Source organism: Achromobacter spanius, from assembly GCF_002812705.1.
In the GTDB taxonomy this organism is placed as follows: Bacteria; Pseudomonadota; Gammaproteobacteria; order Burkholderiales; family Burkholderiaceae_B; genus Achromobacter; species Achromobacter spanius.
Map to the genome: position 1 here is coordinate 2,430,336 of NZ_CP025030.1, position 25,345 is coordinate 2,455,680.

Annotated in this window: 24 protein-coding genes; 9 read left to right on the plus strand and 15 right to left on the minus strand. The window is 65.4% G+C overall.

All coding sequences use genetic code 11. From position 1 onward, the window contains the following. Positions 1 to 6 precede the first annotated feature (6 nt). Together CVS48_RS11060 and CVS48_RS11065 are read right to left on the minus strand one after the other, a co-directional pair. The gene (locus CVS48_RS11060) at positions 7 to 1,326 is read right to left on the minus strand and encodes an NAD(P)/FAD-dependent oxidoreductase (protein WP_100854488.1); all 1,320 of its coding nucleotides are present in this window, start codon (positions 1,324 to 1,326) and stop codon (positions 7 to 9) included. Between the two features lie 48 nt (positions 1,327 to 1,374). Beyond that, a complete protein-coding gene (locus CVS48_RS11065) occupies positions 1,375 to 1,773 on the minus strand; it encodes a diacylglycerol kinase (RefSeq protein WP_100854489.1) in 399 nt (132 codons plus the stop codon). A 201-nt stretch (positions 1,774 to 1,974) separates the two neighbouring features. Here CVS48_RS11065 and CVS48_RS11070 point away from each other — a divergent pair, with 201 nt between their 5' ends. The 9 genes from CVS48_RS11070 to CVS48_RS11110 all read left to right on the plus strand — a co-directional run bounded on the left by CVS48_RS11070 (position 1,975) and on the right by CVS48_RS11110 (position 12,034). Next, complete coding sequence (locus CVS48_RS11070; protein ID WP_100854490.1) at positions 1,975 to 2,709, plus strand: FadR/GntR family transcriptional regulator; 735 nt, start codon at positions 1,975 to 1,977, stop codon at positions 2,707 to 2,709. A 127-nt stretch (positions 2,710 to 2,836) separates the two neighbouring features. Further along, on the plus strand, positions 2,837 to 3,811 hold the full coding sequence (locus tag CVS48_RS11075) for a sialic acid TRAP transporter substrate-binding protein SiaP (protein ID WP_100854491.1): 975 nt from the start codon (positions 2,837 to 2,839) through the stop codon (positions 3,809 to 3,811). 91 nt (positions 3,812 to 3,902) lie between these two features. Continuing rightward, complete coding sequence (locus CVS48_RS11080; protein ID WP_100854492.1) at positions 3,903 to 4,565, plus strand: TRAP transporter small permease; 663 nt, start codon at positions 3,903 to 3,905, stop codon at positions 4,563 to 4,565. A 58-nt stretch (positions 4,566 to 4,623) separates the two neighbouring features. Next, entirely contained in the window at positions 4,624 to 6,033 is a 1,410-nt protein-coding gene (locus CVS48_RS11085; RefSeq protein ID WP_100854493.1) for a TRAP transporter large permease, read from the plus strand. A 13-nt stretch (positions 6,034 to 6,046) separates the two neighbouring features. Beyond that, positions 6,047 to 6,793 (plus strand): SDR family oxidoreductase, encoded by a 747-nt coding sequence (locus tag CVS48_RS11090; RefSeq protein ID WP_100854494.1) that lies wholly within the window; start codon positions 6,047 to 6,049, stop codon positions 6,791 to 6,793. 31 nt (positions 6,794 to 6,824) lie between these two features. Beyond that, on the plus strand, positions 6,825 to 7,691 hold the full coding sequence (locus CVS48_RS11095) for a fumarylacetoacetate hydrolase family protein (protein ID WP_100854495.1): 867 nt from the start codon (positions 6,825 to 6,827) through the stop codon (positions 7,689 to 7,691). 51 nt (positions 7,692 to 7,742) lie between these two features. Next, the gene (locus CVS48_RS11100) at positions 7,743 to 9,278 is read left to right on the plus strand and encodes a UxaA family hydrolase (RefSeq protein WP_100854496.1); all 1,536 of its coding nucleotides are present in this window, start codon (positions 7,743 to 7,745) and stop codon (positions 9,276 to 9,278) included. Positions 9,279 to 9,413: 135 nt separating this feature from the next. Then, a complete protein-coding gene (locus CVS48_RS11105; protein WP_100854497.1) occupies positions 9,414 to 10,934 on the plus strand; it encodes a mannitol dehydrogenase family protein in 1,521 nt (506 codons plus the stop codon). Between the two features lie 47 nt (positions 10,935 to 10,981). Beyond that, positions 10,982 to 12,034, plus strand: coding sequence for an Ldh family oxidoreductase (locus CVS48_RS11110; RefSeq protein ID WP_100854498.1), 1,053 nt, complete (start codon positions 10,982 to 10,984; stop codon positions 12,032 to 12,034). Here the strand turns inward: CVS48_RS11110 and CVS48_RS11115 are convergent. The 13 genes from CVS48_RS11115 to CVS48_RS11175 form a co-directional block, all read right to left on the minus strand. Further along, on the minus strand, positions 12,031 to 12,741 hold the full coding sequence (locus CVS48_RS11115) for an ABC transporter ATP-binding protein (protein WP_100854499.1): 711 nt from the start codon (positions 12,739 to 12,741) through the stop codon (positions 12,031 to 12,033). The genes CVS48_RS11110 and CVS48_RS11115 overlap by 4 nt on opposite strands. Beyond that, entirely contained in the window at positions 12,738 to 13,541 is an 804-nt protein-coding gene (locus CVS48_RS11120; RefSeq protein ID WP_100854500.1) for an ABC transporter ATP-binding protein, read from the minus strand. Before CVS48_RS11120 ends, CVS48_RS11115 begins: the two co-directional genes overlap by 4 nt. Continuing rightward, complete coding sequence (locus CVS48_RS11125; protein WP_100854501.1) at positions 13,538 to 14,539, minus strand: branched-chain amino acid ABC transporter permease; 1,002 nt, start codon at positions 14,537 to 14,539, stop codon at positions 13,538 to 13,540. Before CVS48_RS11125 ends, CVS48_RS11120 begins: the two co-directional genes overlap by 4 nt. Before the next feature lie 10 nt (positions 14,540 to 14,549). Next, positions 14,550 to 15,470 (minus strand): branched-chain amino acid ABC transporter permease, encoded by a 921-nt coding sequence (locus CVS48_RS11130; RefSeq protein ID WP_100854502.1) that lies wholly within the window; start codon positions 15,468 to 15,470, stop codon positions 14,550 to 14,552. Positions 15,471 to 15,510: 40 nt separating this feature from the next. Beyond that, positions 15,511 to 16,704 carry an ABC transporter substrate-binding protein gene (locus CVS48_RS11135; RefSeq protein WP_100854503.1) on the minus strand — a complete coding sequence of 398 codons (1,194 nt, stop codon included), beginning with the start codon at positions 16,702 to 16,704 and terminating at the stop codon, positions 15,511 to 15,513. A 131-nt stretch (positions 16,705 to 16,835) separates the two neighbouring features. Next, positions 16,836 to 17,837: an amidohydrolase family protein gene (locus tag CVS48_RS11140; RefSeq protein ID WP_100854504.1), complete on the minus strand. Its 1,002-nt coding sequence runs from the start codon at positions 17,835 to 17,837 to the stop codon at positions 16,836 to 16,838. Between the two features lie 81 nt (positions 17,838 to 17,918). Next, positions 17,919 to 18,500, minus strand: a complete 582-nt coding sequence (locus CVS48_RS11145; protein WP_100854505.1) for a 3-hydroxyanthranilate 3,4-dioxygenase — start codon at positions 18,498 to 18,500, stop codon at positions 17,919 to 17,921. Positions 18,501 to 18,694: 194 nt separating this feature from the next. Further along, entirely contained in the window at positions 18,695 to 19,651 is a 957-nt protein-coding gene (locus CVS48_RS11150) for a LysR substrate-binding domain-containing protein (protein WP_100854506.1), read from the minus strand. A 72-nt stretch (positions 19,652 to 19,723) separates the two neighbouring features. After that, positions 19,724 to 20,695 (minus strand): YihY/virulence factor BrkB family protein, encoded by a 972-nt coding sequence (locus CVS48_RS11155; RefSeq protein ID WP_100854507.1) that lies wholly within the window; start codon positions 20,693 to 20,695, stop codon positions 19,724 to 19,726. Between the two features lie 260 nt (positions 20,696 to 20,955). After that, positions 20,956 to 22,596 (minus strand): chaperonin GroEL, encoded by a 1,641-nt coding sequence (gene groL / locus CVS48_RS11160; RefSeq protein WP_054423092.1) that lies wholly within the window; start codon positions 22,594 to 22,596, stop codon positions 20,956 to 20,958. Between the two features lie 37 nt (positions 22,597 to 22,633). Continuing rightward, positions 22,634 to 22,921 (minus strand): co-chaperone GroES, encoded by a 288-nt coding sequence (gene groES / locus CVS48_RS11165; protein WP_054423089.1) that lies wholly within the window; start codon positions 22,919 to 22,921, stop codon positions 22,634 to 22,636. 391 nt (positions 22,922 to 23,312) lie between these two features. Next, positions 23,313 to 24,140, minus strand: a complete 828-nt coding sequence (locus CVS48_RS11170) for an enoyl-CoA hydratase/isomerase family protein (protein WP_100857600.1) — start codon at positions 24,138 to 24,140, stop codon at positions 23,313 to 23,315. Positions 24,141 to 24,198: 58 nt separating this feature from the next. Continuing rightward, on the minus strand, positions 24,199 to 25,329 hold the full coding sequence (locus CVS48_RS11175) for a CaiB/BaiF CoA transferase family protein (protein WP_100854508.1): 1,131 nt from the start codon (positions 25,327 to 25,329) through the stop codon (positions 24,199 to 24,201). Positions 25,330 to 25,345: the final 16 nt, after the last annotated feature.

Below are 25,345 nucleotides of genomic sequence, written 5' to 3' on the forward strand. Positions count from 1 at the left end.
GGGAGTTCAGTGCAGTTTGACCCGGGGGCGCGTGCGCCGCATCAGCAGGCGGGCCAGGGCAAGGGAGGCGGTGCGCGAGATGCCCAGCACCGCTTTGTGGTGCATCAGGTGCAGGCTCATGTACATCAAGCGCGCCAGTGTACCGCTTACGAACAGTCCCCGTCCGGCCAGCTTGCCCATCAGGCTGCCCACCCCGGCGTCCTGACCCAGCGACACCAGCGAGCCATGGTCCTGGTAGACGTAGGGTGCGGTGGGTTCGGCGGTGCGGCGCAGGCGCGCCGTGAGCTTCTTGGCCAGGTAGTCGGCCTGCTGGTGCGCCGCCTGCGCGCGCGCGGGCACGGTGCGCCCGTCGCGCCAGGGCGCCGCGCAGCAATCGCCCAAGGCCAGGATGTGCGGGTCGGGGGTTTCCAGGCGCTCGTTGACTTCCAACTGGCCCAGCTTGTTCAGCGGCAAGTCCAGATCGGCCAGCAGGGCGGGGCCCTTGATGCCGGCGGCCCACATGCACAACTGGGCGGGGAATTCCCGGCCGTCGGCGGTCTTGACGCTATCGCCCGTGACTTCCGACACGCGGCATGACGTTTCCACGCCGATGCCCAGCTCGGTCAGCCGGTTGGTGGCGGCTTCGGAAATTTTTTCAGGCAGTGCCGACAGGATGCGCGGCGCGCCTTCCACCAGCGTGATGGCCAGGTCGCGTTCAGCGCGGAAGTTCGGCAGACCGTAGGCGCTGACCACGTGGCTGGCTTCGGTCAGCTCCACGGCCAGTTCCACGCCGGTGGCGCCGCCGCCCACAATCACCAGGTCCAGCCGTGCCGACGGGTTGCGCACCTTGGCCAAGTCCACCAGCGCCATGGCTTTCAGCATGGTCAGGCGGAATTGTTCGGCGTTTTCGGTGGTGTCCAGCGTGACGGCGTGTTCAGCCGCGCCGGGCGTGTTGAAAAAGTTGGACGTGCTGCCCAGGGCCAGCACCAGCGTGTCGTAGCCGAACTCACGGCGCGGCAGCACTTCCAGGCTTTGCGCATCGTTGACGGCGTCCACCACGATCTGGCGGCTTTCGCGGTCCACGCTCAGCAGCCTGCCTTGCGCGAACGAAAAGCCGTTCATGTGGGCCAGCATCAGGTAGGACAAGCCTTCCTGGTGGATATCCAGCGTGCCGGCGGCCGCTTCGTGCAGCGACGGCTTCCAGATGTGGAAGGGCCGGCTGTCGACCAGCGTGATGTGCTGGCGGCCGTGGATGCGGCCCAGTTTGGCGGCCAGTTCCAGGCCGCCTGCGCCACCGCCAACGATGACGATGCGTTCAGAGCGTGCTGACGTCGAATTAGGCATCATGGCTCCCAGTATAAATACGGCCGCATCCCCCGTGGGATGCCGCCCGTGTCAATGCATGACGAATCGGCTGATGGCCACGCCCACCCAGACGACCCCGGCGAAGATCAGCAGCAGCATCACAGCCGCGCTGCCCAGGTCCTTGGCGCGCCCCAACAGTGGGTGGCGCTCTACCGACAAGGCGTCGGCCAGCGCTTCGATGGCGGAATTCAGCAGCTCGGCCGCCAACACCATCACCACCGTGCCCACCAGGAAAAACACCTCGACCGTGGTGCGCCCCAGAAAGAACGCCGCCGGAATCATCAGCACGGCCAGCGCCAGTTCCTGGCGGAACGCGGCTTCATATTTGACGGCCGCTTTCAGGCCTTGCCACGAATAGCGCAGCGCATTCAGGATGCGGCGCAAGCCGCCGGAGCTTTTGAAGGGCGAGTGTTGCGGGTCGTGGGTCATGAGTGCGTAGTAAGGCGGAAGGGTGGCCGCTTTTTAACAGAGTTCGGTTGCCCGCATGGCGTGATGTTGGGCTATGGGCAAACCCTAATTGTGACGCATCGCGGGCAGGCGCAGGATTCTGGTCAATTGGTAAGGCCACTTTACCTTTCTGATGTTGCAACGCCCGGGCACCCCAGCCCCACCGCAACCCCCACCGTAACCATGCCGATCCAGACCATCGAGCCGCGCCGCTTGTACCGCCAGATCGCCGACCAGCTGCGCTTGCTGATCGAGGCCGGCGAATTTCCGGTGGGCGCGCGCTTGCCCCCGGAACGCGACCTGGCCCTGAAGCTGGGCGTGTCGCGCCCGTCGGTGCGTGAAGCGTTGATTGCGCTGGAAGTGGAAGGCTGGGTGGAAGTGCGCATGGGCTCGGGCGTGTATGTGCAAAGCCTGTCTGGCGCGCCGCGCGCCAGCCTGATGGCGGAAAGCCCCCTGGAAACCATCCGCGCGCGCTGGACGATCGAAGGCGAACTTGCCGCGCAGGCGGCCCGCAACCCGGCGCCCGCGCTGGTCGATGGGTTGCTGGAGGCGGTGGGCGCCATGGAAGACGAAGCCCGCGCGGCCAGCGTGCCCATACGCGGCGACCGGCTGTTCCATTTGCGCGTGGCCGAAATGGCCAGCAACGCCGTGCTGGTGCGCGTGGTGGGCGAACTATTCGACGAACGCCACAACCCCTTGTCCGTGAAGCTTGGCGACTACTTCGAAAACCCCGATAGCTGGGCCGCCGCCATCACCGAGCACCGCCGCGTCATCGCCGCCATTGCCGCGGGCGACGAGGCCGCCGCGCGCGCCGCCATGCATCACCATCTTTCCTGCTCGTTCGACCGCTTGACCGCCAGTTGGCCGGGCGCGGCCGAAACGATGCGCATCGATAGCAAAGAGCCGGCGGCGTCCTGACGCCACCGGGGATCCGTAGTCGCAGTACGAAGGTGCAACCTGTATGTGAAATTCCGATGTGAAACATAAAGCGGGCCGGCCCAAAACAACATACGCCGCGCCCGCTACCTCAAAGAGAGGAGACAACATGAATAAAGGCAACGCTATCAAAGTGCTGTTTGCCGCCGTCGCGCTGGCCGTCAGTGGCAGCGCGCTGGCGCAAACCAAGTTGAAATGGGCGCATGTGTACGAGACTTCCGAACCCTTCCATACCTCGTCGGTGTGGGCGGCGCAGGAAATCGAAAAACGCACCAACGGCCGCTATCACATCGATGTCTATCCCGCCTCTCAGTTGGGCAAGGAAAACGACATCAACCAGGGGCTGACCCTGGGCACGGTGGACATGATCATTTCCGGGTCCAGCTTCGCCGCCAAGAGCTTTCCGCGCATTGGCGTCACGTACTACCCCTACACCTTCCGCAGCCCCGAGCACCTGATCGCCTACACCAAGAGCGACGTCTACAAAGAGCTGACGCAAGGCTACGACCAGAAAAGCGGCAACCACATCGTCGCCACCACGTACTACGGCACGCGCCAGACCACGTCCAACCGCGCCTTCACCAAGTGCGCCGAAATGAAGGGCTTGAAGATCCGGGTGCCGGACGTGGCCGCCTACCTGGCCATGCCGCGTGCCTGTGGCGCCAACACCGCGCCGATTGCGTTTGCCGAGGTCTACCTGGCCTTGCAGAACGGCACGGTTGAAGCGCAAGAGAACCCGCTGACCACCATCGAAGCGAAGAAGTTCTACGAGGTGCAGAAGAACATCATCCTGACGGGCCACATCGTCGACCACCTGAACACGGTCATCTCGGGCAAGCTCTGGAAGAGCCTGTCCGATGCCGACAAGAAGGTCTTTGCCGAGGTCGCGCAGCAAGCGGCGGAAAAGGCCTCGGCCGAGGTCGCCGCGAGCGAAAAGAAAATGGTGGATGTGTTCAAGAAGCGCGGGCTGAACGTGGCCGAAGTCAACGTTGAAGACTTCCGCAAGACCGTGTTGGAGAAGGTGCCGTTCGAGCAATACGGCTACCAGAAGTCGGATTGGGAAAAGATCCAGGCGGTGAAGTAGCCGCCAGGGGCGGCTGCCGATGGTAGCCACCCACGGAACCGGCGGGCCCTTGCGGCCCGCCGACCCACCGAAATCCGATCAGGGGAACGTCATGCATTCCAACGCGAAAGCGGCGCCGATGGCGGCCGTGAGCCATGGGCCGGGTCCGGTGTCGGCGCCCAGCTACGCCAGCCCGTCTTCCGGTTCATCATCCGGCCCACACCAGACCAGCGTCGACGAGATCGTCCACAGTTTCGAAGAGGCCGACCAGCACACGGTCGACCTGTCCGGCTATCAACCTGAAGACTGGATTTGCCTGGGCATATTCTGGGTGATGTCCCTGCTTGTCTTCTTGCAGTTTTTCTCCCGCTACGTGCTGAACGACTCCTTTGCCTGGACCGAGGAACTGGCGGTGTATTGCCTGATCGGCGTGGTGTTCCTGGGCGCCGCCATGTGCGTGCGGACCTGCCGCCATATTCAGGTGGACTTCCTGTACCGCTATCTGCCCAAGCCGGTGGGCCGCGTGCTGGCCACCGTGATCGATATCTTGCGCACCGCCTTCTTTGGCTACGCGGTGTGGCTCACGTACCGCTACATCGTGCTGGTGGGCGACGAGCCCATGACCACGCTGTTCTGGAACAAGTCTTACGTGTACTGGGTGGCCCTGGCGGGCTTTGCCATGATGTTCCTGCGGTCGCTGCAAGTGTCGGCGCGCAACTGGCGGCAGGGCTATTCCATCCTGGAAAACCCCGCGGCCTACGACGCGCTGGATTGAACGTGTTCACCGCGCCGCAATTCCTGATGACCCCGCATTGCCTATCCGGGAGCAAGACATGGGCATTTTGATTGGAACGTTTCTGCTGTTGATGATCCTGGGCCTGCCGGTGGCGGTGTCCATGGTGGGCGCGTCGCTGCTGTTCATTCTGGTTTCCGGCAGCGTGCCCGACGTGGTGGTGGCGCAGCGCATGATCGCGGGCATTGAATCGTTTCCGCTTCTGGCCGTGCCGTTTTTCATCCTGGCGGGCAACCTGATGAACATCGCCGGCATCACCGGCCGCATCTACAACTTCGCGGTGGCGCTGGTGGGCTGGATGCGCGGCGGCCTGGGGCAGGTGAACATCATCGGCTCGGTGGTGTTCGCCGGCATGTCGGGCACCGCGATTGCCGACGCGGCGGGCCTGGGCACCATTGAAATCAAGGCCATGAAAGACCATGGCTACGAGACCGAGTTCGCGGTGGGCGTCACCGCCGCGTCTGCCACGCTGGGCCCCATCATTCCGCCGTCCTTGCCCTTCGTCATCTACGGCATGATGGCCAACGTGTCGATCGGCTCGCTGTTCCTGGCGGGCCTGATCCCGGGCGCCGTGCTGACCCTGTTGATGATGCTGACGGTGGCCTACTACGCGCGCCGCAACAACTGGGGCGGCGACGTCGCGTTCAACTGGAAGCGCCTGGGTGGCGCGGGGCTGGAAGTGCTGATCGTGCTGGCGTTTCCGCTGTCGATCTGGTTGATGACGCTGGCCGGCGTATCGCCCAACCTGGCCACCGGCATCGCGTTCGCGGCGCTGCTGCTATTGGACTGGCGCTTCAACTTTTCGGCCGTCATGGCCTTGATGGCGCCGGTAATCTTGATTGGCGGCATGACGCTGGGCTGGTTCACCCCCACCGAGGCCGCCGTGGCCGCCGTGATCTGGGCGCTGTTCCTGGGCCTGGTGCGCTACCGCTCGATGACGTTGCGCACGTTGGCCAAGGCGTCGTTCGACACCATCGAGACCACCGCATCCGTGCTGTTCATCGTGACGGCGGCATCCGTCTTTGCCTGGCTGCTGACCACGACGCAGGCCGCGCAGGCGCTGACCGACGCCATCCTGAGCGTGACGCAGAACAAGTGGGTATTCCTGTTGATGGCCAACGTGCTGATCCTGATCGTGGGATGCTTCATCGACACCATTGCCGCCATCACGATCCTGGTTCCCATCCTGCTGCCCATCGTGCTGCAACTGGGCATCGACCCGGTTCACTTCGGCCTGATCATGGTCTTGAACCTGATGATCGGCCTGCTGCATCCCCCCATGGGCATGGTGCTGTTCGTGTTGGCCAGGGTCTCGCGGCTGTCGGTTGAACGCACCACCATGGCCATCCTGCCGTGGCTGCTGCCGCTGTTCGTGGCGCTGATCGCCATTACCTACATCCCGCAGATCACGCTGTGGCTGCCCACTGCCATGGGCATGGCCGGCAAATAAGGAGCACGCACTCATGTCGCAAAGACTGCAAGGCAAGACCGCCATCGTGACCGCCGCCGGCCAGGGCATCGGCCGCGCCGTGGCCGAGGCGTTCGCGCGCGAAGGCGCCGACGTGCTGGCCGTGGACATCAATGCCGACGCGCTGCTGACGCTGTCCGGCTGCCGCACGCAAGTGCTGGACGTGACCGACGGGCGCGCCATTGCCGCGCTGGTCGCAGGTGCCGGGCCGGTGAATGTGCTGTTCAACGGCGCGGGCTTCGTCCACGCCGGCACCATCCTGGACTGCGACGAAGAGGCGTGGGACTTTTCCTTCAACCTGAACGTGCGGTCCATGTATCGGCTGATCCGCGCCTGCCTGCCCGGCATGTTGGCGCGCGGTGCAGGGTCCATCGTCAACATGGCGTCAGTGGCAGGCAGCATCAAGGGCGCGCCCAACCGCTGCGCCTATGGCGCGACGAAAGCCGCCGTGATCGGGCTGACCAAGTCGGTGGCGGCGGACTTCGTGGCGCAAGGCATCCGCTGCAATGCCATCTGCCCGGGCACCGTGGAATCGCCGTCCTTGCGCCAGCGCATCGAAGCGCAGGCCGCGGCCAGCGGGCAGACGATAGCCGCTGTCGAAGCCGCCTTCACCGCCCGCCAACCCATGGGCCGCATTGGCCGCACCGATGAAATCGCCGCGCTGGCGGTGTATCTTGCCAGCGATGAATCCGCCTTCACCACCGGCACCGCCCAGGTGATCGACGGCGGCTGGTCCAACTGAAGCTTTCCTCTTTTCGCAACAAGGAACCGTTATGAAACTGATGCGCTATGGCGCCAAGGGCGCCGAGAAACCTGGCCTGATCGACGCCGAGGGCAAGGTGCGCGACCTGTCTGCCGTGCTGCCCGATATCACCGCGCAAACACTAGGCGCCGCGCGCCTGGCCGAACTGCGCGCGCTGGATGCGTCCACGCTGCCGCTGGTGGCGAACCCGGGGCGCGTGGCGCCGCCGTGGAGCGGCATGGGCAAGTTCATTTGCATTGGCCTGAACTACGCCGACCACGCCGCCGAATCGGGCTTGCCCGTGCCGGCCGAACCCGTCATCTTCATGAAGCCGACCTCAGCGGTGGTCGGCCCCAATGACCCCGTCGTGCTGCCGCAAGATTCCATCAAGACCGATTGGGAAGTGGAGCTGGGTGTGGTCATCGGTGAAAAGGCGCGCTACGTCAGCGAGGCCGACGCCATGAAGCACGTGGCCGGCTATTGCGTGGTGAACGACGTGTCCGAACGCGAATACCAGATTGAACGCGGCGGCACGTGGGACAAGGGCAAGGGCTGCGACACCTTCGGCCCCATCGGCCCGTGGCTGGCCACCGCCGACGAAATTCCCAATCCGCAAGACCTGGAGATGTGGCTGGAAGTGAACGGCAAGCGCTATCAGAACGGCAGCACGCGCACCATGGTGTTCGGCGTGGCGCAGTTGGTGGCGTACGTCAGCCGCTTCATGACGCTGTACCCCGGCGACCTCATCAGCACCGGCACGCCGCCCGGCGTGGGCATGGGGCAAAAGCCCGCGCCCATTTATTTGAAAGCGGGCGACGAGATCAAGCTGGGCATCGCGGGCCTGGGCGAACAGCGCCAGCGCGTGCATGCCTGGGACCCCGCGTTGATCGACGGCTGATCGCGCTCGCGTCCGCACGCCCGCCCGCACCCCTTATTTTCCGGAGTCCTCATGTCCCAGAACGAAATGGCGTTCATCCGCATCCACCCGGCGGACAACGTGGTGATCGCCCGGCGCCAACTGGTCAGCGGCACGCGGCTGGAAGGCGAAGGCGTGACGGTGCAGGGGCTGGTGCCGCCCGGCCACAAGGTGGCCGTGCGCGCCATTGCGGCGGGCGAGCCGGTGCGCCGCTACAACCAGATCATCGGCGTGGCGCGCCAGGCCATCGCGGCCGGACAGCATGTCCACACGCACAACCTGGAGTTCTCTGAATTCGAGCGCGACTACGCCGTGGGGCAGGGCGCGCACGCCACCGATTACGTGGCGCAACCCGCCACCTTCGAGGGCATCGTGCGCGCCGATGGCCGCATCGCCACGCGCAACTACATCGGCATCCTGACCAGCGTGAACTGTTCTGCCACGGTGGCACGCGCCATCGCCGACCACTTCCGCCGCGACATCCATCCCGACGCGCTGGCCGCCTGTCCGAACGTGGACGGCGTGGTGGCGCTGACGCACGGCGCGGGCTGTGCCACCGGCAGCGAGGGCGAGCCGCTGAAAGTGCTGCGCCGCACGCTGGGTGGCTATGCGCGCCACGCCAACTTCGGCGGGCTGATGGTGGTGGGGCTGGGTTGCGAAACCAACCAGATCGGCGGTTTGATGGAACAAGAAGGCCTGCGTGAAAGCGGCCTCTTGCACACGTTCAACATCCAGGACACCGGCGGCACGCGCAAAACCGTGGCGCGTGGCATTGAATTGGTCGAGCGCATGCTGGACCAGGCCAACCAGGTGCGGCGCCAGCCGGTGGCGGCTAGCCATCTGACGGTGGGCCTGCAATGCGGCGGTTCCGATGGCTATTCGGGCATCAGCGCCAACCCGGCGCTGGGCGCGGCGGTGGACCTGCTGGTGCGCCATGGCGGCACCGCGATCCTGTCGGAAACGCCCGAGATCTATGGAGGCGAACACTTGCTCACGCGCCGCGCCCAAACACCCGCCGTGGCTGAAAAACTGCTGGCGCGCGTGCGCTGGTGGGAAGACTACTGCGCCCGCAATGACGCCGAAATGGATAACAACCCATCGGCCGGCAACAAGGCGGGCGGGCTGACCACCATTCTGGAAAAGTCGCTGGGCGCCATCGCCAAGAGCGGCACCACCAACCTGACCGACGTGTTCGAATACGCCGAGCCCGTGCGCACGCGCGGGCTGGTGTTCATGGACACGCCGGGCTACGACCCCGTCTCCGCCACCGGCCAGGTGGCGGGCGGCGCCAACCTGATCTGCTTCACCACGGGTCGTGGTTCCGCCTACGGCTGCGCGCCCGCGCCGTCCTTGAAGCTGTCGACCAACACCGCCTTGTGGCAGCGCCAGTCCGACGACATCGACATCAATTGCGGTGAAGTAGTGGACGGCGCACAAACCGTGGCGCAGATGGGCGAACGCATTTTCCAGCTAATGCTGCAAACGGCATCGGGACGCCGCACGCGCAGTGAAGAGCACGGGTATGGCCAGAACGAGTTCGTGCCCTGGCAACTGGGCGCGGTGATGTAGCGCCGGGAAGGCGGTGATGTTGCATTTGGTCACTGACTTGATATCGAAGATTTCCGTGTCTACAGATATCCTCATTCGCGCGCCGACTGGCCGGTCATCCGACGGGTGCATGGCGCCTTCCGCCCTGGGTCAACCATGCTCGAACGTTTGAATTCGGAGTCGTTGCCACGCCTGCCCGCAGACGTGGAAAAGCCCGCCTATGATCGCAGCCGGCTCACGCCCGGCATCGTGCATTTGGGTCTGGGGGCATTTCATCGCGCGCATCAGGCGGTGATGACGGACCTGGCCATCGAGGCCAGCGGCGACCTGAGCTGGGGCATCCTGGGCGTGTCATTGCGCAGCCGCGCCACGCGCGACGCGCTGACGCCGCAAGACGGCCTGTACACGCTGGCCCTGCGCGAGGGGGGAACCGACGGGCAGGCCCGCGAACAACTGCGCGTGGTGGGCTCCGTGCTGCGCGTGATGGTGGCCGAGGAAGACCCCAACGCCGTGCTCGAGCGCATCGCGTATCCGCAAACCCGCATCGTCAGCCTGACGGTCACCGAAAAAGGCTACAGCCACGAACCGGCCACCGGCTACCTGCGCTGGGACGACCCCGACATTCTTCACGACCTGGAAAACCCGCAGCGCCCGCGCAGCACCATCGGCATCCTGGTCTACGGGTTGGCGCTGCGCCGCGAGCGCGGTCTACCGCCCGTCACGCTGCTGTCTTGCGACAACCTGCGCGGCAACGGCGACATGCTGCGCAGCCTGGTGCTGGCCTTTGCCCTGCGCGTGGACGTGGCGCTGACCGCATGGATCGACGCGCACTGCACCTTTCCCAATTCCATGGTGGACCGCATGGTGCCCGGCACCGACGACGGCGACCGCCAACGCATCGCCACGCGGCTGGGCGTGCAAGACGCCTGGCCCGTGGTGGGCGAGCCCTATCTGAACTGGGTGATCGAAGACAAATTCGCCGCCGGCCGCCCCGCCTGGGAAACGCAGGGCGGCGCTACCTTTGTGCGCAACGCCGAGCCCTACGAACGGCTGAAGCTGCGCATGGTGAATGGGCCGCACTCCACCTTTGCCTACCTGGGCATCTTGTTGGGGCACCGGACCATCAGCGCGTCGGTGCAGACGCCGGCCTTGCTTGATTTTGTCGACGCGATGATGCGGCTGGAAATCGCGCCTACCTTGAAGGGCATTCCGGGCAGTGGGCTGGAGGAATATCGCCAGCGCTTTCTGGCCCGTATCGCCAACCCGGCCTTGCCGCACCCAAGCGCGCAAGTGGCCATGGACGGCTCGCAGAAAGTGCCGCAACGGCTGCTTGAAACCCTGCGCGACCGCCTGCGCGCGGGCGACGACATCAACCGCCTGACGCTTGCCGTGGCGGCGTGGCTGCATTATTTGCGCGGCGAAGACGAACAGGGGGCGCGCTACGCCATCGAAGACCCGTTGGCGGCGCGGCTGGCCAAGCTGCTGTCGCGCGCCGAGGTGGCTGCGCGGGCGTCGGCCCCGTCGCAAGCGGCGCAGCGCCGCGCCATGGTGCTGGCCGGCTTCAAACCCGTGTTTGGCGACCTGGGCAAAAAACCCGAGTTCGTCGCCGCGTTGACCACGCATCTGGAAAACCTGCGCGAGCACGGTGTGATGTTCGCCGTGGAAGCAGCAACCTAAGGGTTCCCACTTACCGGTTCCCGACCACGAATCAAGGAGCGCATGGCATGCCTGCTGATAGCCGAGTGGACGCCGTTGAATGGGAACGCTGGGGCGCCGCCTGCCTGCGCGCGCAAGACTTCAACGAGGACGATGCGCGCTGCCTGGCGGCCAGCCTGACGCAAACCAGCTTATGGGGCATCGACTCGCACGGCATGGCGCGGCTGCCGCATTACCTGAACCGCGTGGCGCATGGCTCCATCCTGGCGCGCCCGGCTATCCGCGTTGACCGCACGGGCCCGGGCACGGCGCAATTGCACGGCGGGCAAGGGCAGGGCATCGTGGTGGCGCACCGCGCCAACGCGCTGGCGATGGACCTGGCGCGTGAAGCCGGCATCGCGGCCGTTGGCGTCAGCAATTCCTCGCACTGCGGCGCGGTGGGCCTGTATAGCCGCGCGGCCGCCCGGCAAGGCTTGATCGGCATGGCCTTCACGCATTCGGATTCCATTGCCGCGCCCCATGGCGGCCATCACGCCTTCTTCGGCACCAACCCCATTTCGATGGCGTTCCCGCGCGCGGACGGCGAGCCGCTATGCCTGGACATGGCCACCACCTCCATCCCGTGGAACCGCGTCATGAACGCCCGCCGCGACGGCGTGGCCCTGCCACCCAGCGTGGCGTTGGACGCCCAAGGCAGTGATTGCACGGACGCCGACGCAGTGCGCGCGTTACGGCCCTTGGGCGGCATCGAGTACGGCCACAAGGGCTACGGGCTGGCCATGATGATTGAGCTGCTGTGCGGCCCCTTGAACGGCAATCCCTTTGGTCCGCACATCTCACCCATGTACGACGCGCTGGATCAGCCACGGGAATTGGGCGCGTTCTTTATCGTGATTGATCCGCAACGCTTTGCGGGCGGCGCGGCGCTGGCGGGCGTGGTGGCGGCGATGGCGGTGGAACTGTCGCAAGCACCCGGCGCGCCGCGCATGCCGGGCGACCCCGAAACCGAGGCCCAGGCCGAGCGCTTGCGCGATGGCATTCCCGTGCCGCCCGCCCTGTGGAACGAGATGAAGGCCTGGAGCCAGCGCCTGGGTGTGGCGCTACCCGCGCGCCGCGCTTAAACGCCCAGGTACTGCAACAGGCGCGGCTCGTCGTCCAGGAAGGCTTGCGACGAGCCCGTCCACGCCACGCGGCCCTTCTCGACGATGGCGTGATGGTCGGCCGTGGCAAGTAGCGGTTCCAGGTTCTTGTCGATGCACAGCACGGCCAGGCCGGTTGCTTTCAGGCTGTCCAGCGCTGCCCAGATTTCTTCACGCACCACCGGCGCCAGGCCTTCGGTGGCTTCATCCAGGATCAGCAAGCGCGGGTTGGTCAGCAGCGCCCGCCCGATCGCCAGCATCTGCTGTTCACCGCCCGATAGATGGCTGCCCAGATGCCGCGCACGTTCGGACAAGCGCGGAAACAGCGCGTACACACGGTCCAGCGTCCACGGTTCCGCCAGGCCCTGGCGATTGTGCGCGGTGGCCACCAGGTTTTCACGCACCGACAGGTTGGGAAATATGTGCCGGCCTTCCGGCACCAGCCCGATGCCACATTGCGCCACTTTGTACGACGGTAGCCGGCTGATGTCCTGGCCATCGAACACGATGCTGCCTTGCGTGGCGCGGGTCAGCCCCATCACCGTCTTGACGGTGGTGGACTTGCCCATGCCGTTGCGGCCCAGCAAGGTCACGAATTCACCTGGCCCGATATCCAGGTCGATTCCGAACAGCGCCTGGCTGGCGCCATAGTGCGCGGTCACGCCCCGCAGCGATAGCAGCGCGCTCATGCGGGTTCTCCTTGTTTGGCTTCGCCTTCGACCTTCCCCCGCCTGCCGCGCGCGCTGGCGCGTTCGCTGCCCAGGTAGCATTCGCGCACCTGCGGATTATTGCGAATCTGGTCCGCCGTGCCGCAGGCCAGCGCGCTGCCGTACACCAGCACCGTAATGCGGTCAGACAGCGCAAACACGGCCTGCATGTCGTGCTCCACCAGCAAGATCGTGTAGCGTCCGCGCAGTTGCAAGAGCAGGCGCGTCATGGCCTCGGATTCGTGCTGGCTCATGCCCGCCATGGGCTCGTCCAGCAACAGCAGCGACGGCTGGCAAGCCAGCACCATGGCCAGTTCCAATTGCCGTAGTTCGCCATGCGCGAGTTCACCCGCGGGCGTATCGGCGCGGGCCGACAAGCCGGTCAACGCCAGCGCCTCGCGGGCCGGGTCGGTCAGGGCGGTGGTCGACAGCACGGGCTGCCAGAACCGGAAGCTGTGGCCGCGCCGCACCTGCACCGCCATCACCACGTTTTCCAGGGCGGTAAAGGGTTTGAAGACAGAGGTGATCTGGTAAGAACGCGCCAGCCCGTGGCGCACGCGCGTGTTCACCGGCATGCGGGTAATGTCGCGGCCGTCCAGCAGCACGCGCCCGCTGTCGGGCCGCAGTTCGCCGCTAAGCTGGCCGATCAGCGTGGTCTTGCCCGCGCCGTTCGGCCCGATCACGGCGTGCAGTTCGCCCGCGTGCACGTTCAACGACAAGTCATCGGTAACCGTCAGGCCGCCGTAGCGCTTCACCAGGTTTTCAACACGCAGAGTGCTCATGGCGTTTCTCCCAGCGACCCTTGCGCTTGTTCCGCAGGTTGCCGCCGCGCCGCGTTGCGGCCACGCCAGGGCGTGTCGCGCAGGCTGCCGTACACCCCACGCCGCGATACCAGCACCACGCCCACGATCAGCAGGCCCATGATCAGCATCCAGTGCCCGGTCAGCAGCTTCAGCCCTTCTTCCAGCAACAGGAACGCCAGCGCGCCCGCCACGGGGCCGAACAGCGTGCCGATGCCGCCCAGCACCACCATCACGATCAGTTCGCCCGACGTAGTCCAGGCCAGGTAGGACGGCGACACATACATGGTCAGGTTCGCCAGCAGCACGCCGGCCACGCCGCAGATCATGGCCGATATCACGTAGGCCGCAAGCCGGTAGCGCAAGGTGGGAAAGCCCAGCGCGCGCATGCGGCGTTCGTTTGCCTGGCAGCCGCGCAACGCCATGCCGAAGGGCGCATGGATCAGCCGGTGCATCAGGCCCAGCACCGCCAGCAGCACGCCAAAGGCCGTGTAGTACAGCGCCAGCGGCGTATCCAGCCGGAACGCGCCGAAGTCGCTGCCGGCAAACAGCGACATGCCGTCGTCGCCGCCAAAGCCGTCCAGCCCCGTCGCCAGGAAATAGAACATCTGTGCAAACGCTAGCGTGATCATGATGAAGGCGATGCCGGAGGTGCGCATCACCACGTAGCCGCTGACCAGACCCACCACGGCGCAGCCGGCCAGCGCCCCAGCCAGATGCAGCCAGCCGCTTTCAATGCCGTAGTGCGACATCACACCCACGGAATACGCGCCCAGCCCCAGGTACAGCGCATGGCCGAAGCTGACCATGCCGCCAGAGCCCAGCAGCAGATTCAGCGCCAGCGCGGCCACGCCGTAGACCAGCACGCGGCCAAACAGCGCCAACAGAAAAGGTTCGCCCTGCCAGTGCGCGTACACCGGCACCAGGGCCAGCAACAGCAGCAGGGCGGAGGCCACCAGAAAGCGCGGAGACATGTGCATGAGGTTCCCCTTATCCGTGCTTGACGGGAAACAGGCCCTGCGGCCGCATCGCCAGCACCAGCGCCATCACGATGTAGATCAGCATGGACGCAATCGCCGGGCCGGCCGCGTTGGCGGCGGCGGGAGGCAAGGCCGCGCGCAGCAGCGTGGGCAGCAGCGCGCGGCCCAGCGTGTCGATCAGCCCCACCATCAGCGCGGCCAGGAATGCCCCGCGCACCGAGCCGATACCGCCGATGACGATCACCACCAGCGTCAGGATCAGAATCGGTTCGCCCATGCCGGTCTGCGCCGACAGGATGGGGCCGGCCATCAACCCCGCCAGGCCCGCCAGCACCGCGCCCAGCACGAACAGCAAGGTGTTCAGCCGCGCGATGTTCACGCCCAGCGCGCCCACCATCATGCGGTCGGTGGACCCCGCCCGGATCAGCATGCCCAGCCGCGTGCGGTGGATCAGCACATAGCAACCGGCCGCCACCAGCAGGCCCACCACGATGATCAGGAAGCGGTACAGCGGATACGTGACGCCCAGGATGTCGATGGTGCCCGACAGCCACGACGGCAATCCCATGCTGATCGGCGCGGGGCCCCAGATGATGCGCGTCAGTTCGTTGAAGAACAGGATGAAGCCAAAGGTGGCCAGCACCTGGTCCAGATGGTCGCGCGGGTATAGGCGCGCCAGCGCAATGCGGTCCAGCAGCAGGCCCAATGCCGCCATGCCCGCGATGACGGCGGCGCCCGCCAGCAGGAACGAACCCGTGTGGCGGAACACGGTGGCTGCGATGAACGCGCCCATCATGTACAGCGACCCGTGCGCCAGGTTGATGAAGTTCATGATGCCGAACACCAGCGTCAGCCCGGCAGCCAAGAGGAACAGCAGTATGCCTAGCTGCAAGCCGTTCAAGGCCTGCACCAGCAGCAGCGTCGTGGACATGGGGATCACCTTGCGCCAGCGGCCAGCCCGGCCGCCCGCATTACTTCATCACGCATTGGGCGGCGTACTGGTCGGACACCTTGGACAGGTCCGCAAAGATGGGGCCCTTGTTCACAAAGGCCACCTTGCCGTCGGCGTCCGCCTGCACGTCCGCGCGGAAGAATCCGGCCACCGGGAAGTGGTTGGGCTGGTAGCGGAATTCGCCTCGCACGGATGCAAAGTCGGCGGCTTCCAGCGCTTTGCGCAGCACATCCTTGTCGTCAACCTTGCCGCCTGTTTTCTTCAAGGCCGAGCCGATCAGTTGGGCCGCGTCAAACGATTGCGCGGCGTAGCTGGACGGTTCGCGGCCGTACTTCTGCCGGAACGCGGCGGCAAACGCCTTGTTGGCGGCGTTGTCCAGGTCGGGCGAATACGGCACGTTGGTCACCGCGCCCAGCGCGTCTTGCTGCAAGGCGGGCAGCGTGGCGCCGTCGATGGTGTCCACCGACAGCAGCGGGATCTTGCCGAAGAGCCCCGCCTGCCGGTATTGCTTGACGAAGTTCACGCCCATGCCGCCAGGAAAGAACACGTAGGCGGCGTCGGGTTTCGCATCCGCCAGCGCCGCCAGTTCCACCGAGTAGTCGGGCTGGTTGACCTGCGTGAACACTTCGTTTGCGATCTCGCCCTTGTAGAAGCGCTTGAAGCCGGCCATGGCGTCTTTCCCGGCCTGGTAGTTGGGGGCAAGCAGGTAGACCTTCTTGAAGCCCATCTGCTTGGCCATTTCGCCGCTGCCTTCGTGGCGCTGCGTGTTATTCCAGGACGTGGAAAAGAAATACGGCGAACAGTCCTTGCCGGCCAGGTTGGTCGGGCCGGCGTTGGACCCCACCAGGAACACGCCGGCCGTGGTCACCGGCCGCACCACGGCCAGCATCACGTTGGAATACACCACGCCGGTAATGATGGGCACCTTGTCGCTTTGCACCAGCTTGCGCGCGGCCTGCACGCCCACCTCGGGCTTGAACTGGTCGTCTTCCTTGATGACCTGCACCGGCACGCCGCCCAGCTTGCCGCCGCCTTGCTCCACGGCCAGCATGAAGCCGTCCAGTTGGTCTTGCCCCAGCACCGAGCCGGGGCCGGTCAATGTGGTCAACAGGCCGATCTTCACATCGGCTAGTGCGGCAGCGGGGAGGGTCAGGCCCAAGCTCAGGCCCAGGCCCAGGACCGCGGCTGCGGTCAGCGTGGTGGTGCGTTTCATGGCGTTTTCCCTTGAGTTGCCGTGTGTCACGGTCGTGGTGTTGTGCTGCGGCTGGCGAAGCGGGCTGGCTAAAGCGGGGCTGTCTAAGTGCGGCAGCCTAAGTGCGGGGCGTTGCACTACGGCCTGATGAACTACGGCGTCAGGCCAAAGAACGTCATCGTGTTGCGGAACAGAATCTTTTGCTGCACATCCGGCACCAGCTCGGCGTGCGCCACCAGGCGGCCCACCTCCTGCTCGCCCAGCGGATAGGGGTAGTCGGACCCCAGCAGCACGCGGTCTTCACCCATGACGTCGATCAACAGGCGCAGCGAGCGCGCGTCGAACACGGCGCTGTCCGTGTAGAAGCGGTCGGTGTACGACGAGGGCAATTGCGGACAGTCCTGGCGGATGATGTCGCGATGGCGCCAGGCGTTGTCCACGCGCCCCAGCAGGTAGGCAAAGCTGCCGCCGCCATGCGCGAAGCACAGCTTCAGGCTGCGGGGAATGCGTTCAAACGCGCCCGACAGGATCAGCGACAGAATCCCCAGTTGCGTTTCAGCGGGCATGGCCACCAGCCACGGCAGCATCCATTTCTTCATGCGGCCGTCGGTCATCATGTCCCAGGGATGCACCAGCACGGGGATGTCGTTATTGGCGCAGTGAATCAGAAACTGCACCAGCAATTCGTCGTCCAGGTCGCGGGGGCCGACGTGGTTGCCGATCTGCACGCCCAGATGGCCGGCGGCGCGTGCGCGCGAGGCTTCCTTGCACGCCAGGTCCAGGTCTTGCAGCGGCACTTGCGCCAATGCCTTCAGGCGCGAGGGGGCGTGGGCGCAGTGCTCCAGGGCCAGGTCATTCATGCGGGCGGCCCAATCGGCGGCGGCCTGGCCAGGGTAGGTGTAGCCGAACATGATGGGCGTCGCGCACAGGATCTGCACGTCCACGCCGTGGCGGTCCATCTGCGCAATGCGCAGCGCCGGGTCCCACAAGGTGGCGTCCACCGGGCGGAACTCGCGGTCGCCCGCCATGATCTGGCCCGTGGTGCCGTCGGCGTCCGGGCGCAGCCAGGGCGCGTTGACCGGGTCAAGCGCCGCCGCTTCCTGCCGTGTGATCGGCGGAAAGAAGTGGGCGTGCATGTCGATTTTCTGAATCATGGGGTGGGCTTTGCAATAGAGAGGGCGCCAGGTGGTTTTGGCCTGCTATGTGGCTTGCTGCGCGGCTGGCGCAGTGGCTGGCTATGTGGCCTGCTGGGTCGTTTGCTGTGCCGTCTGCTGGGTCGGCTGCTGCGTCGGCGCGTGGCCTTTGCCAGGGTGCATCTGGCCGCAGCCGGGGCAGGTGCGCTTGTCAGGGCTGTCGTAGAACGCCTGGAACAGCGGCGGCAAGTCGGTCACGATGCTTTTCAATTGCACTTCCACGCGATGCACCAGGTGGCCGCAGTGGGGGCAATACCATTCAAAGCCATCGAGCAGGCCCACGGGGCGTTGGCGCTCGATGACCAGACAGGCGCTGTCGGCTTCGGGGCGTTGCGGCGAATGGCGCACGTGCGGCGGCAAGAGAAAGATGTCGCCTTCCTTCAGGTCGACACGTTCGGGTTTGCCGTCCACCCACAAGGACAACCAGGCGTTGCCCCGGAACTGGTAGAAGAACTCTTCCAGCGGGTCGTCGTGATAATCGGTGCGATGGTTCGGGCCACCGACCACGGTGACGATGAAGTCGGCGTCTTGCCAGATCTGCTGGTTGCCGACCGGCGGCTTGAGCAGGTGGGCGTGGTCGTCGATCCAGCGCTGGAAATTCAACGGCGGGCCGTAGGCGGGCATGAAGATCTCCGGAAGGCGAGTTTGATGCAGTCTAGGCGGCGAGCGCGCCGGGGGAATAATAGAAATTGCGCGCTTGGGTATGCGGCTTATCTATCGCGGGGTTTCCCGTAGAGGGGGTACGCGGCAGGCTGCCGCGCGGTGTCAGCAACATTGCGCCGCGCGCTTTTCCGCATCGTCGCGCGGCGCGAGCGTGCTCAGTCGCGCTGGGCCGCGACGGCTTTCAGATATTCCACCAGCCGTTGGCAGGCGGGCGTCATCGGGTGATCGGCGCGGACCGAATAGCCCACGTCGCCAAAGTCCCCGAACACGGTGGTGGGCAGCCGCGCCAACAAGCCCATGGACAGGAACTGCGCCGCCGCGTCATAGGGAATCAGCGCCAGCGCGTCGCTGTGCATCAGGATGCCGATATTGGTCAGCAGCGATAGCGATTCCACGTGGCGGGCGGGCAGGCGCAAGCCCGCGTCAAAGAAGGTGCGCTCCACCGACGCGCGCAAGGGCGAGGTGGGCGCGGGCAAGATCCAGATGTGGTCGGCCAAGTCCGCCAGCGCGACCTCTTGCGCGGCGGCCAGGGGGTGCTGGGCGCCCACCACCAGGCACAGGGCTTCGCGGTAAAGCTTGTGGTGGTCCACCGCCACGCCGGAAATCGACGCCATGTCGGCGCCCGGCAAGCGGCCCACAACGATGTCGACGTCGCCCGTGGCCAGCGCGGGCAGCAGTTGCGCGGACGGTCCTTCACGCACGGTGACCTGGATGCCGGGGTGGTCGGTCATCAAGCGCGCGATGGCTTCGGGCAGCAGCTTGGCGGACGCGGCAATCAGCGTGCCCACCACCACGTGGCCGCTGGCGCCGCCCAACACCGCGTCGATGTCGTCGGCCATGTAGCGCACTTCGGCCAGCATGGCGTGCACGCGCCGCCCCAACACCAGGGCAAGCTCGGTAGGCGTGACGCCCCGGTTAGAGCGTTCAAACAGGGTCGCGCCGAAGAAGGCTTCCAGGTCGTGGATGGCCTTGGTGACGGTGGGTTGGGTCAGGTGCAGTTCGCTGGCCGCGCGCGATAGCGATCGGCGTGCCAGTACGCGCTCGAAAATCTGTAGCTGATGCAGCTTCAGTTTGTGGCTGAGCGCGTTGGGCGTGATGCGGAAGTTCGACATGCTTGCGGTCGCCCGGGCGGCGCGCCGCGAGCCATCGTCCTGTTATGTTGACCAGCGAAGTCGGGATCTAGCCTACGCCTGCCCGGGGGGCGTCGGCGAGGCTGCGTCCGCTTTGTTCGCTGCGTCTGTCTTGTCGGCTGCGTCGGCCGCGTCTGTGTCGTCGGCCTTCGCCGCCTTGCCGAAGCGTAGCGCGAACTGCCGCGTGAACACTGCGCCAAAGAAAAAGATCTGCGCCGAATAGTAGATCCACAGCAGCAGGGCAATCAGCGAACCCGCCGCGCCATAGGCCGACACCGCGGCGCCCCGGCTCAGGTACAGGCCGATGCCCCACTTGCCCACCAGGAACAGCGCGGCCGTCACGATGGCGCCGGGTATCACGTCCGGCCAGGAAATCTTGGCGCTGGGCAGCAGCTTGAAGATCACCGCGAACAGCGCCACCACCACTGAAAAAGAAAACAGCGTCGACACCCAGTCCAACACCGTCGCGAAGGTAGAGGCCATCCACATGTCGCCATACAATTTTCTCGCGGCGCCGAGCACCGCGTTCACGGTCAGCGACACCAGCAGGAACAGCGCCAGCACCAGCACCAGGCCAAACGACAGCATGCGGCTGCGCACCATGCCGTGGATGCCGCCCTTCTGGTTGGCGGACACGTCCCACAAATCGTCCAGGCTGGCTTTCAGCTCGGCAAACGCCGTGGTGGCGCTGAAGATCAACACAAAAATCGAGATCAGCGCGGCAATCCACCCGCCCCCCGATTCATGGGCGCTGGCCAATACCGTCTGAATCACTTCCGCGCCGCGCTCGCCGGTCAGGTCGCGCATTTGCAGGAACAGCTCGGACCGCACCGCGTCTTCGCCATAGAACGCACCCGCCACGGCGATCACCAGGATCAACATCGGCGCAAGTGAAAACACCATGTAAAGCGCCAGCGCGGCGCCCTTGCTGGACGCGCGGTGGGCCGACCACTGGCTGGCGGAATCCATCAATAGCCCGCCGATCTCGGACGGACGCAAGGCTCGCAGGCTGTGGGGAAGGCGCATAGGACAGGGCGGCAGGGGGCGAAGGAGCCTTCATTGTAGGGACGCATGCGCCACGGGGAAACCGTGAGTTTGTGCGCAAACGTGTGCTTGCCGGGCGGCTTGGGGCGCCATGGAAACAACAGGCAAAGAATGCGCCCGCCATGCTGTGCGCGTGGGCGGGGCCACAAAAAGAAAAACCCCCGGGGCGAAGGTCCGAGGGTTTTTCAGATACTGCATTCCCCGGCTTTGACGCCGGGGAGGCCGTGCAAGGAAAGCGGGATTTAGAAGTCCATGCCGCCCATGCCGCCCATGCCACCCGGCATGGCCGGGGCAGCGGGCTTGTCTTCGGCCAGTTCGACCACGGCGGCTTCAGCCGTCAGCAGCAGGCTGGCAACCGAGGCAGCGTTTTGCAGGGCGGTACGGGTCACCTTGGTGGGATCCAGAACGCCTTGCTCAACCAGGTCGGTGTACTCGCCGGTTGCGGCGTTGTAGCCGTAGTTGCCCTTGCCTTGCAGCACGTTGCTGACCACGACGCTGGCTTCTTCGCCGGCGTTCGTGACGATGGTGCGCAGCGGCTCTTCCACAGCACGCAGGATCAGCTTGATACCGGCGTTCTGGTCAGGCGTGTCGCCCTTCAGGTCAGCGATGGCTTGCTTGGCGCGCAGCAGTGCAACACCGCCACCAGCCACAACGCCTTCTTCCACTGCGGCGCGGGTAGCGTGCAGGGCGTCTTCGACGCGAGCCTTCTTTTCCTTCATTTCGACTTCGGTGGCAGCGCCAACGCGAATCACGGCAACGCCGCCGGCCAGCTTGGCCACGCGTTCTTGCAGCTTTTCACGGTCGTAGTCGGACGTGGCTTCTTCGATCTGGATACGGACTTGCTTGACGCGAGCCTCGATCGACTTGCTGTCGCCAGCGCCGTCGATGATCGTCGTGTTTTCCTTGCCCACTTCGATGCGCTTGGCTTGGCCCAATTCAGCCAGGCCGGCCTTTTCCAGCGACATGCCGGTTTCTTCGGAGATCACCGTGCCGCCCGTCAGGATGGCGATGTCTTCCAGCATGGCCTTGCGGCGGTCGCCGAAGCCCGGCGCCTTGACGGCGGTGGTCTTCAGGATGCCACGGATGTTGTTCACAACCAGGGTGGCCAGCGCTTCGCCTTCGACGTCTTCTGCGATGATCAGCAGCGGACGGCTCGACTTGGCAACTTGCTCCAGCACGGGCAGCAGGTCACGGATGTTGCTGATCTTCTTGTCGAAAATCAGGACAAACGGATCTTCCAGCACGGCAACTTGCTTTTCCGGGCTGTTGATGAAGTAGGGCGACAGGTAGCCGCGGTCGAATTGCATGCCTTCGACGACGTCCAGCTCGTTTTCCAGCGACTTGCCGTCTTCGACGGTGATGACGCCTTCCTTGCCAACCTTGTCCATCGCGTCAGCGATGATCTGGCCGATGGAGGCATCGCTGTTGGCCGAGATGGAACCAACTTGAGCGATTTCCTTGCTGGTCGTGACCGGCTTGGATTGCTTCTTCAGTTCAGCCACGGCGGCGGCGACAGCCTTGTCGATGCCGCGCTTCAGGTCGATCGGGTTGAAACCGGCGGCAACGTACTTCAGGCCTTCCATGACGATGGCTTGAGCCAGCACGGTGGCGGTCGTGGTGCCGTCACCGGCGTTGTCGGAGGTCTTGGAGGCAACGTCCTTGACCAGTTGTGCGCCGATGTTCTCGAACTTGTCCTTCAGTTCGATTTCCTTGGCGACGGACACGCCGTCCTTGGTCACGGTCGGGGCGCCGAACGAGCGCTCCAGCACGACGTTGCGACCCTTGGGGCCCAGGGTGGTCTTAACAGCGTTGGCGAGAACATTCACGCCGCGGACGATACGCACACGGGCGTCGTCACCGAACAATACTTGCTTGGCAGCCATTTCTTAGCTTCCTTCGAAAATTCGTTTGAGGCGGGGTTTACAGAACCACGGCGAGGATTTCGTCCTCGCGGATGACGAGCAGTTCTTCGCCATCAACCTTCACGGACTGGCCGGCATACTTGCCGAACAGAACCTTGTCGCCAGCCTTCAGGTCGACCGGCAGAATCTTGCCTTCTTCGGTCTTCTTGCCGGGGCCGACGGCCACGACTTCGCCCTGATCAGGCTTTTCTGCGGCGCTGTCGGGGATGACGATGCCCGAGGCAGTCTTGCGCTCGTTTTCGAGGCGTTTGACGATCACGCGATCGCCCAGGGGACGCAAGGCCATGAGGAACTCCTGTTTACTTGAATGAAAGTGAATGATCGGTTAGCCCCGGGAGGGCTGTTAGCACTCACCGGTGTCGAGTGCTAATTATAGGGATGATGTTGCAGGGTTCAAGGGGGGGAAGGGCGGCTGTTACATATTTGGGGGGTGGCCCTATTTATCGAAGCCGGCCGCCGAGCCTCATGTCGAATTTCTGTAGTCGAAGATGGCGAAGATGAGTGCCCGCGGCATTGGCGCAACCGCCTGAGCTGGCAGACGGTCTTCGCGGGTACGCGTCTTTGAGGCCGAAGAGGGTAAAACGAGCCATACGGCGGTCGTGCCGTTTGGCGAAGCACGGTGTTTTAGGCGTTCCCGGGACGTCAGCGCTCGAAGAAAGCGATCAGATGGGCCATGCCTAGATGGCGTCCGCTGCCGGCCATTGGAAGCGCTGCGCCACCTTGTCCAGAAAGCGGCCTGCCGCCTCGCGGTGGTACTCGGTGGAACGGGCCACGCCCTGGCCGGCAGCCTCCAGGTCCAGCATGGCGCTCAGGTCGCTGTTGAGCGAAGCGTTGAAGCCGCGCTTGGTGATCGCCAGCGCCGCCATGGGCAGTTCGGCCATGGACAGGGCGATCTGCCGCGCTCGTTCGTGGATCCGTTCCCGCGGCTGGATCTCAAACACGATGCCCATCTCCTTCGCTTCCTCGGCTTGGAACTCGCGGGTGGAGAAGGCCAGTTCCTTGGCGCGCTGCAGGCCCACCATGCGCGGCAGGGTGTACATGGTGGCACAGTCCGGGATGGCGCCCAGCCGCAGGAAGGATAGGCAGAAGCGCGCCCGCGGCGACGCCAGGATCAGATCGGCGGTCAGGGCAAGACCCAGCCCGGCGCCGTAGGCCGGGCCGTCGACCGCCGCGATCACCGGCCGGTCCAGCGTGATCAGGCCTTCTATCGTCTGCAGCAGGCCGGCCATGCGCTCGTGCGCTTCTTCGGCGGAGCCGCCCGAGCCCATCGTGGCGATGTCGCCGCCCGAGCAGAAGGCCCCGTCGGCGCCGGCCAGGATCACGACGCGCACGCCGCGGTCGTGCCGGATCTGGCTCACCAGATGGGCCAGCTCTTCGCGCATGACCATGTCCAGCGCATTGCGCTGCGCTGGACGGTTCAGGGTGATGGTGGCGACGCCGCCTTCCACCGCATAGAGCAGGGTCTTGAACTCGCTAGAGCTGTCTTGCATCGTATTGGTCTCCATGTCTTCCATGATGGCCGGGCCGCGCCATGCGGGCCTGGCCGCAAGCTGTCGCGGGCCGTCAGGCGATGGCGCCGCATTCGCGCAAGGCCTGGATCTCGGCTTGCGCCAGGCCCAATTGCGCCAGCAGTTCTTGCGTGTGCGCGCCAGGTGCGGGCACCGTGCCGGCCTGTCCCGGCGTACGCGAAAGGCGCGGCGCTGGGGCTGGGTGCAGGATGCCGCCGGTTTCAATGAAGCTGCCGCGCGCCTGATGGTGTGGGTGCAGTGGCGCTTCTTCAAAGTCCAGCACCGGCGCGAAACAGGCGTCCGTGCCTTCTAGCAGCGCGCACCAATGCTCGCGGGTCTTGCCAGCAATGATGCCCGCCAGCTTGGCGCGCAGCTGCGGCCATTGCGCGCGGTCCCATTGCTGCTCGAAGTCCGGGTCGTCGATGCCGCAGCGTTCCAGCAATAGGCGATAGAACTGCGGTTCGATCGCGCCGATGGAAACATACTTGCCATCCGCGCAGGCATAGCAGCCGTAGAAGTGGGCGCCGCCGTCCAGCATGTTGGATTGGCGCTGGTTGACCCAACTGCCGTCTTGCAGCTTGCCGTGATAGGCGCTGGCCAGCAGCGAGGCGCCGTCGCAGATGGCAGCGTCCACCACCTGGCCTTTGCCCGTGCGGCCGACCTCGAGCAGGCCGCACAGCACGCCGAAGGCCAGCATCATGGCGCCGCCGCCCATGTCGCCGACCAGGTGCAGCGGCGGCGTCGGCGGCAACCCGGCATGTCCCATGGCGTGCAGCGCGCCGCTGATGGCGATGTAGTTCAAGTCATGGCCGGCGGCCTGCGCCAGCGGGCCGTCCTGGCCCCAGCCCGTCATGCGTCCGTACACCAGCCGCGGGTTGCGCGCCAGGCACTCGTCGGGCCCTAGGCCCAACCTTTCCATGACGCCCGGCCGGAAGCCTTCGAGCAAGGCGTCTGCCTTGTCCAGCAGCCGCAGCACGATGTCGGTCGCCCCGGGCTTCTTGAGGTCCAGCGCGATCGTGCGGCGGCCCCGGTCGATGAGGGTGCCGCCTCCGCCCAGGAACCCGGGCGTCAGCCGGTCGATGCGGATCACGTCCGCGCCCATGTCCGCCAACATCATGGCGCAGAAGGGGCCGGGCCCTATGCCGGCCATTTCCACCACCGTAAATCCACTCAGGGGACCAGCCATGTCTATCGTTACTCCA

Coding starts and splice junctions, on each gene's coding strand:
- CVS48_RS11060 (WP_100854488.1), bottom strand. CDS start 1,326: ATGATGCCTAATTCGACGTCAGCACGCTCTGAACGCATCGTCATCGTT.
- CVS48_RS11065 (WP_100854489.1), bottom strand. CDS start 1,773: ATGACCCACGACCCGCAACACTCGCCCTTCAAAAGCTCCGGCGGCTTG.
- CVS48_RS11070 (WP_100854490.1), top strand. CDS start 1,975: ATGCCGATCCAGACCATCGAGCCGCGCCGCTTGTACCGCCAGATCGCC.
- CVS48_RS11075 (WP_100854491.1), top strand. CDS start 2,837: ATGAATAAAGGCAACGCTATCAAAGTGCTGTTTGCCGCCGTCGCGCTG.
- CVS48_RS11080 (WP_100854492.1), top strand. CDS start 3,903: ATGCATTCCAACGCGAAAGCGGCGCCGATGGCGGCCGTGAGCCATGGG.
- CVS48_RS11085 (WP_100854493.1), top strand. CDS start 4,624: ATGGGCATTTTGATTGGAACGTTTCTGCTGTTGATGATCCTGGGCCTG.
- CVS48_RS11090 (WP_100854494.1), top strand. CDS start 6,047: ATGTCGCAAAGACTGCAAGGCAAGACCGCCATCGTGACCGCCGCCGGC.
- CVS48_RS11095 (WP_100854495.1), top strand. CDS start 6,825: ATGAAACTGATGCGCTATGGCGCCAAGGGCGCCGAGAAACCTGGCCTG.
- CVS48_RS11100 (WP_100854496.1), top strand. CDS start 7,743: ATGTCCCAGAACGAAATGGCGTTCATCCGCATCCACCCGGCGGACAAC.
- CVS48_RS11105 (WP_100854497.1), top strand. CDS start 9,414: ATGCTCGAACGTTTGAATTCGGAGTCGTTGCCACGCCTGCCCGCAGAC.
- CVS48_RS11110 (WP_100854498.1), top strand. CDS start 10,982: ATGCCTGCTGATAGCCGAGTGGACGCCGTTGAATGGGAACGCTGGGGC.
- CVS48_RS11115 (WP_100854499.1), bottom strand. CDS start 12,741: ATGAGCGCGCTGCTATCGCTGCGGGGCGTGACCGCGCACTATGGCGCC.
- CVS48_RS11120 (WP_100854500.1), bottom strand. CDS start 13,541: ATGAGCACTCTGCGTGTTGAAAACCTGGTGAAGCGCTACGGCGGCCTG.
- CVS48_RS11125 (WP_100854501.1), bottom strand. CDS start 14,539: ATGCACATGTCTCCGCGCTTTCTGGTGGCCTCCGCCCTGCTGCTGTTG.
- CVS48_RS11130 (WP_100854502.1), bottom strand. CDS start 15,470: ATGTCCACGACGCTGCTGCTGGTGCAGGCCTTGAACGGCTTGCAGCTA.
- CVS48_RS11135 (WP_100854503.1), bottom strand. CDS start 16,704: ATGAAACGCACCACCACGCTGACCGCAGCCGCGGTCCTGGGCCTGGGC.
- CVS48_RS11140 (WP_100854504.1), bottom strand. CDS start 17,837: ATGATTCAGAAAATCGACATGCACGCCCACTTCTTTCCGCCGATCACA.
- CVS48_RS11145 (WP_100854505.1), bottom strand. CDS start 18,500: ATGCCCGCCTACGGCCCGCCGTTGAATTTCCAGCGCTGGATCGACGAC.
- CVS48_RS11150 (WP_100854506.1), bottom strand. CDS start 19,651: ATGTCGAACTTCCGCATCACGCCCAACGCGCTCAGCCACAAACTGAAG.
- CVS48_RS11155 (WP_100854507.1), bottom strand. CDS start 20,695: ATGCGCCTTCCCCACAGCCTGCGAGCCTTGCGTCCGTCCGAGATCGGC.
- groL (WP_054423092.1), bottom strand. CDS start 22,596: ATGGCTGCCAAGCAAGTATTGTTCGGTGACGACGCCCGTGTGCGTATC.
- groES (WP_054423089.1), bottom strand. CDS start 22,921: ATGGCCTTGCGTCCCCTGGGCGATCGCGTGATCGTCAAACGCCTCGAA.
- CVS48_RS11170 (WP_100857600.1), bottom strand. CDS start 24,140: ATGGAGACCAATACGATGCAAGACAGCTCTAGCGAGTTCAAGACCCTG.
- CVS48_RS11175 (WP_100854508.1), bottom strand. CDS start 25,329: ATGGCTGGTCCCCTGAGTGGATTTACGGTGGTGGAAATGGCCGGCATA.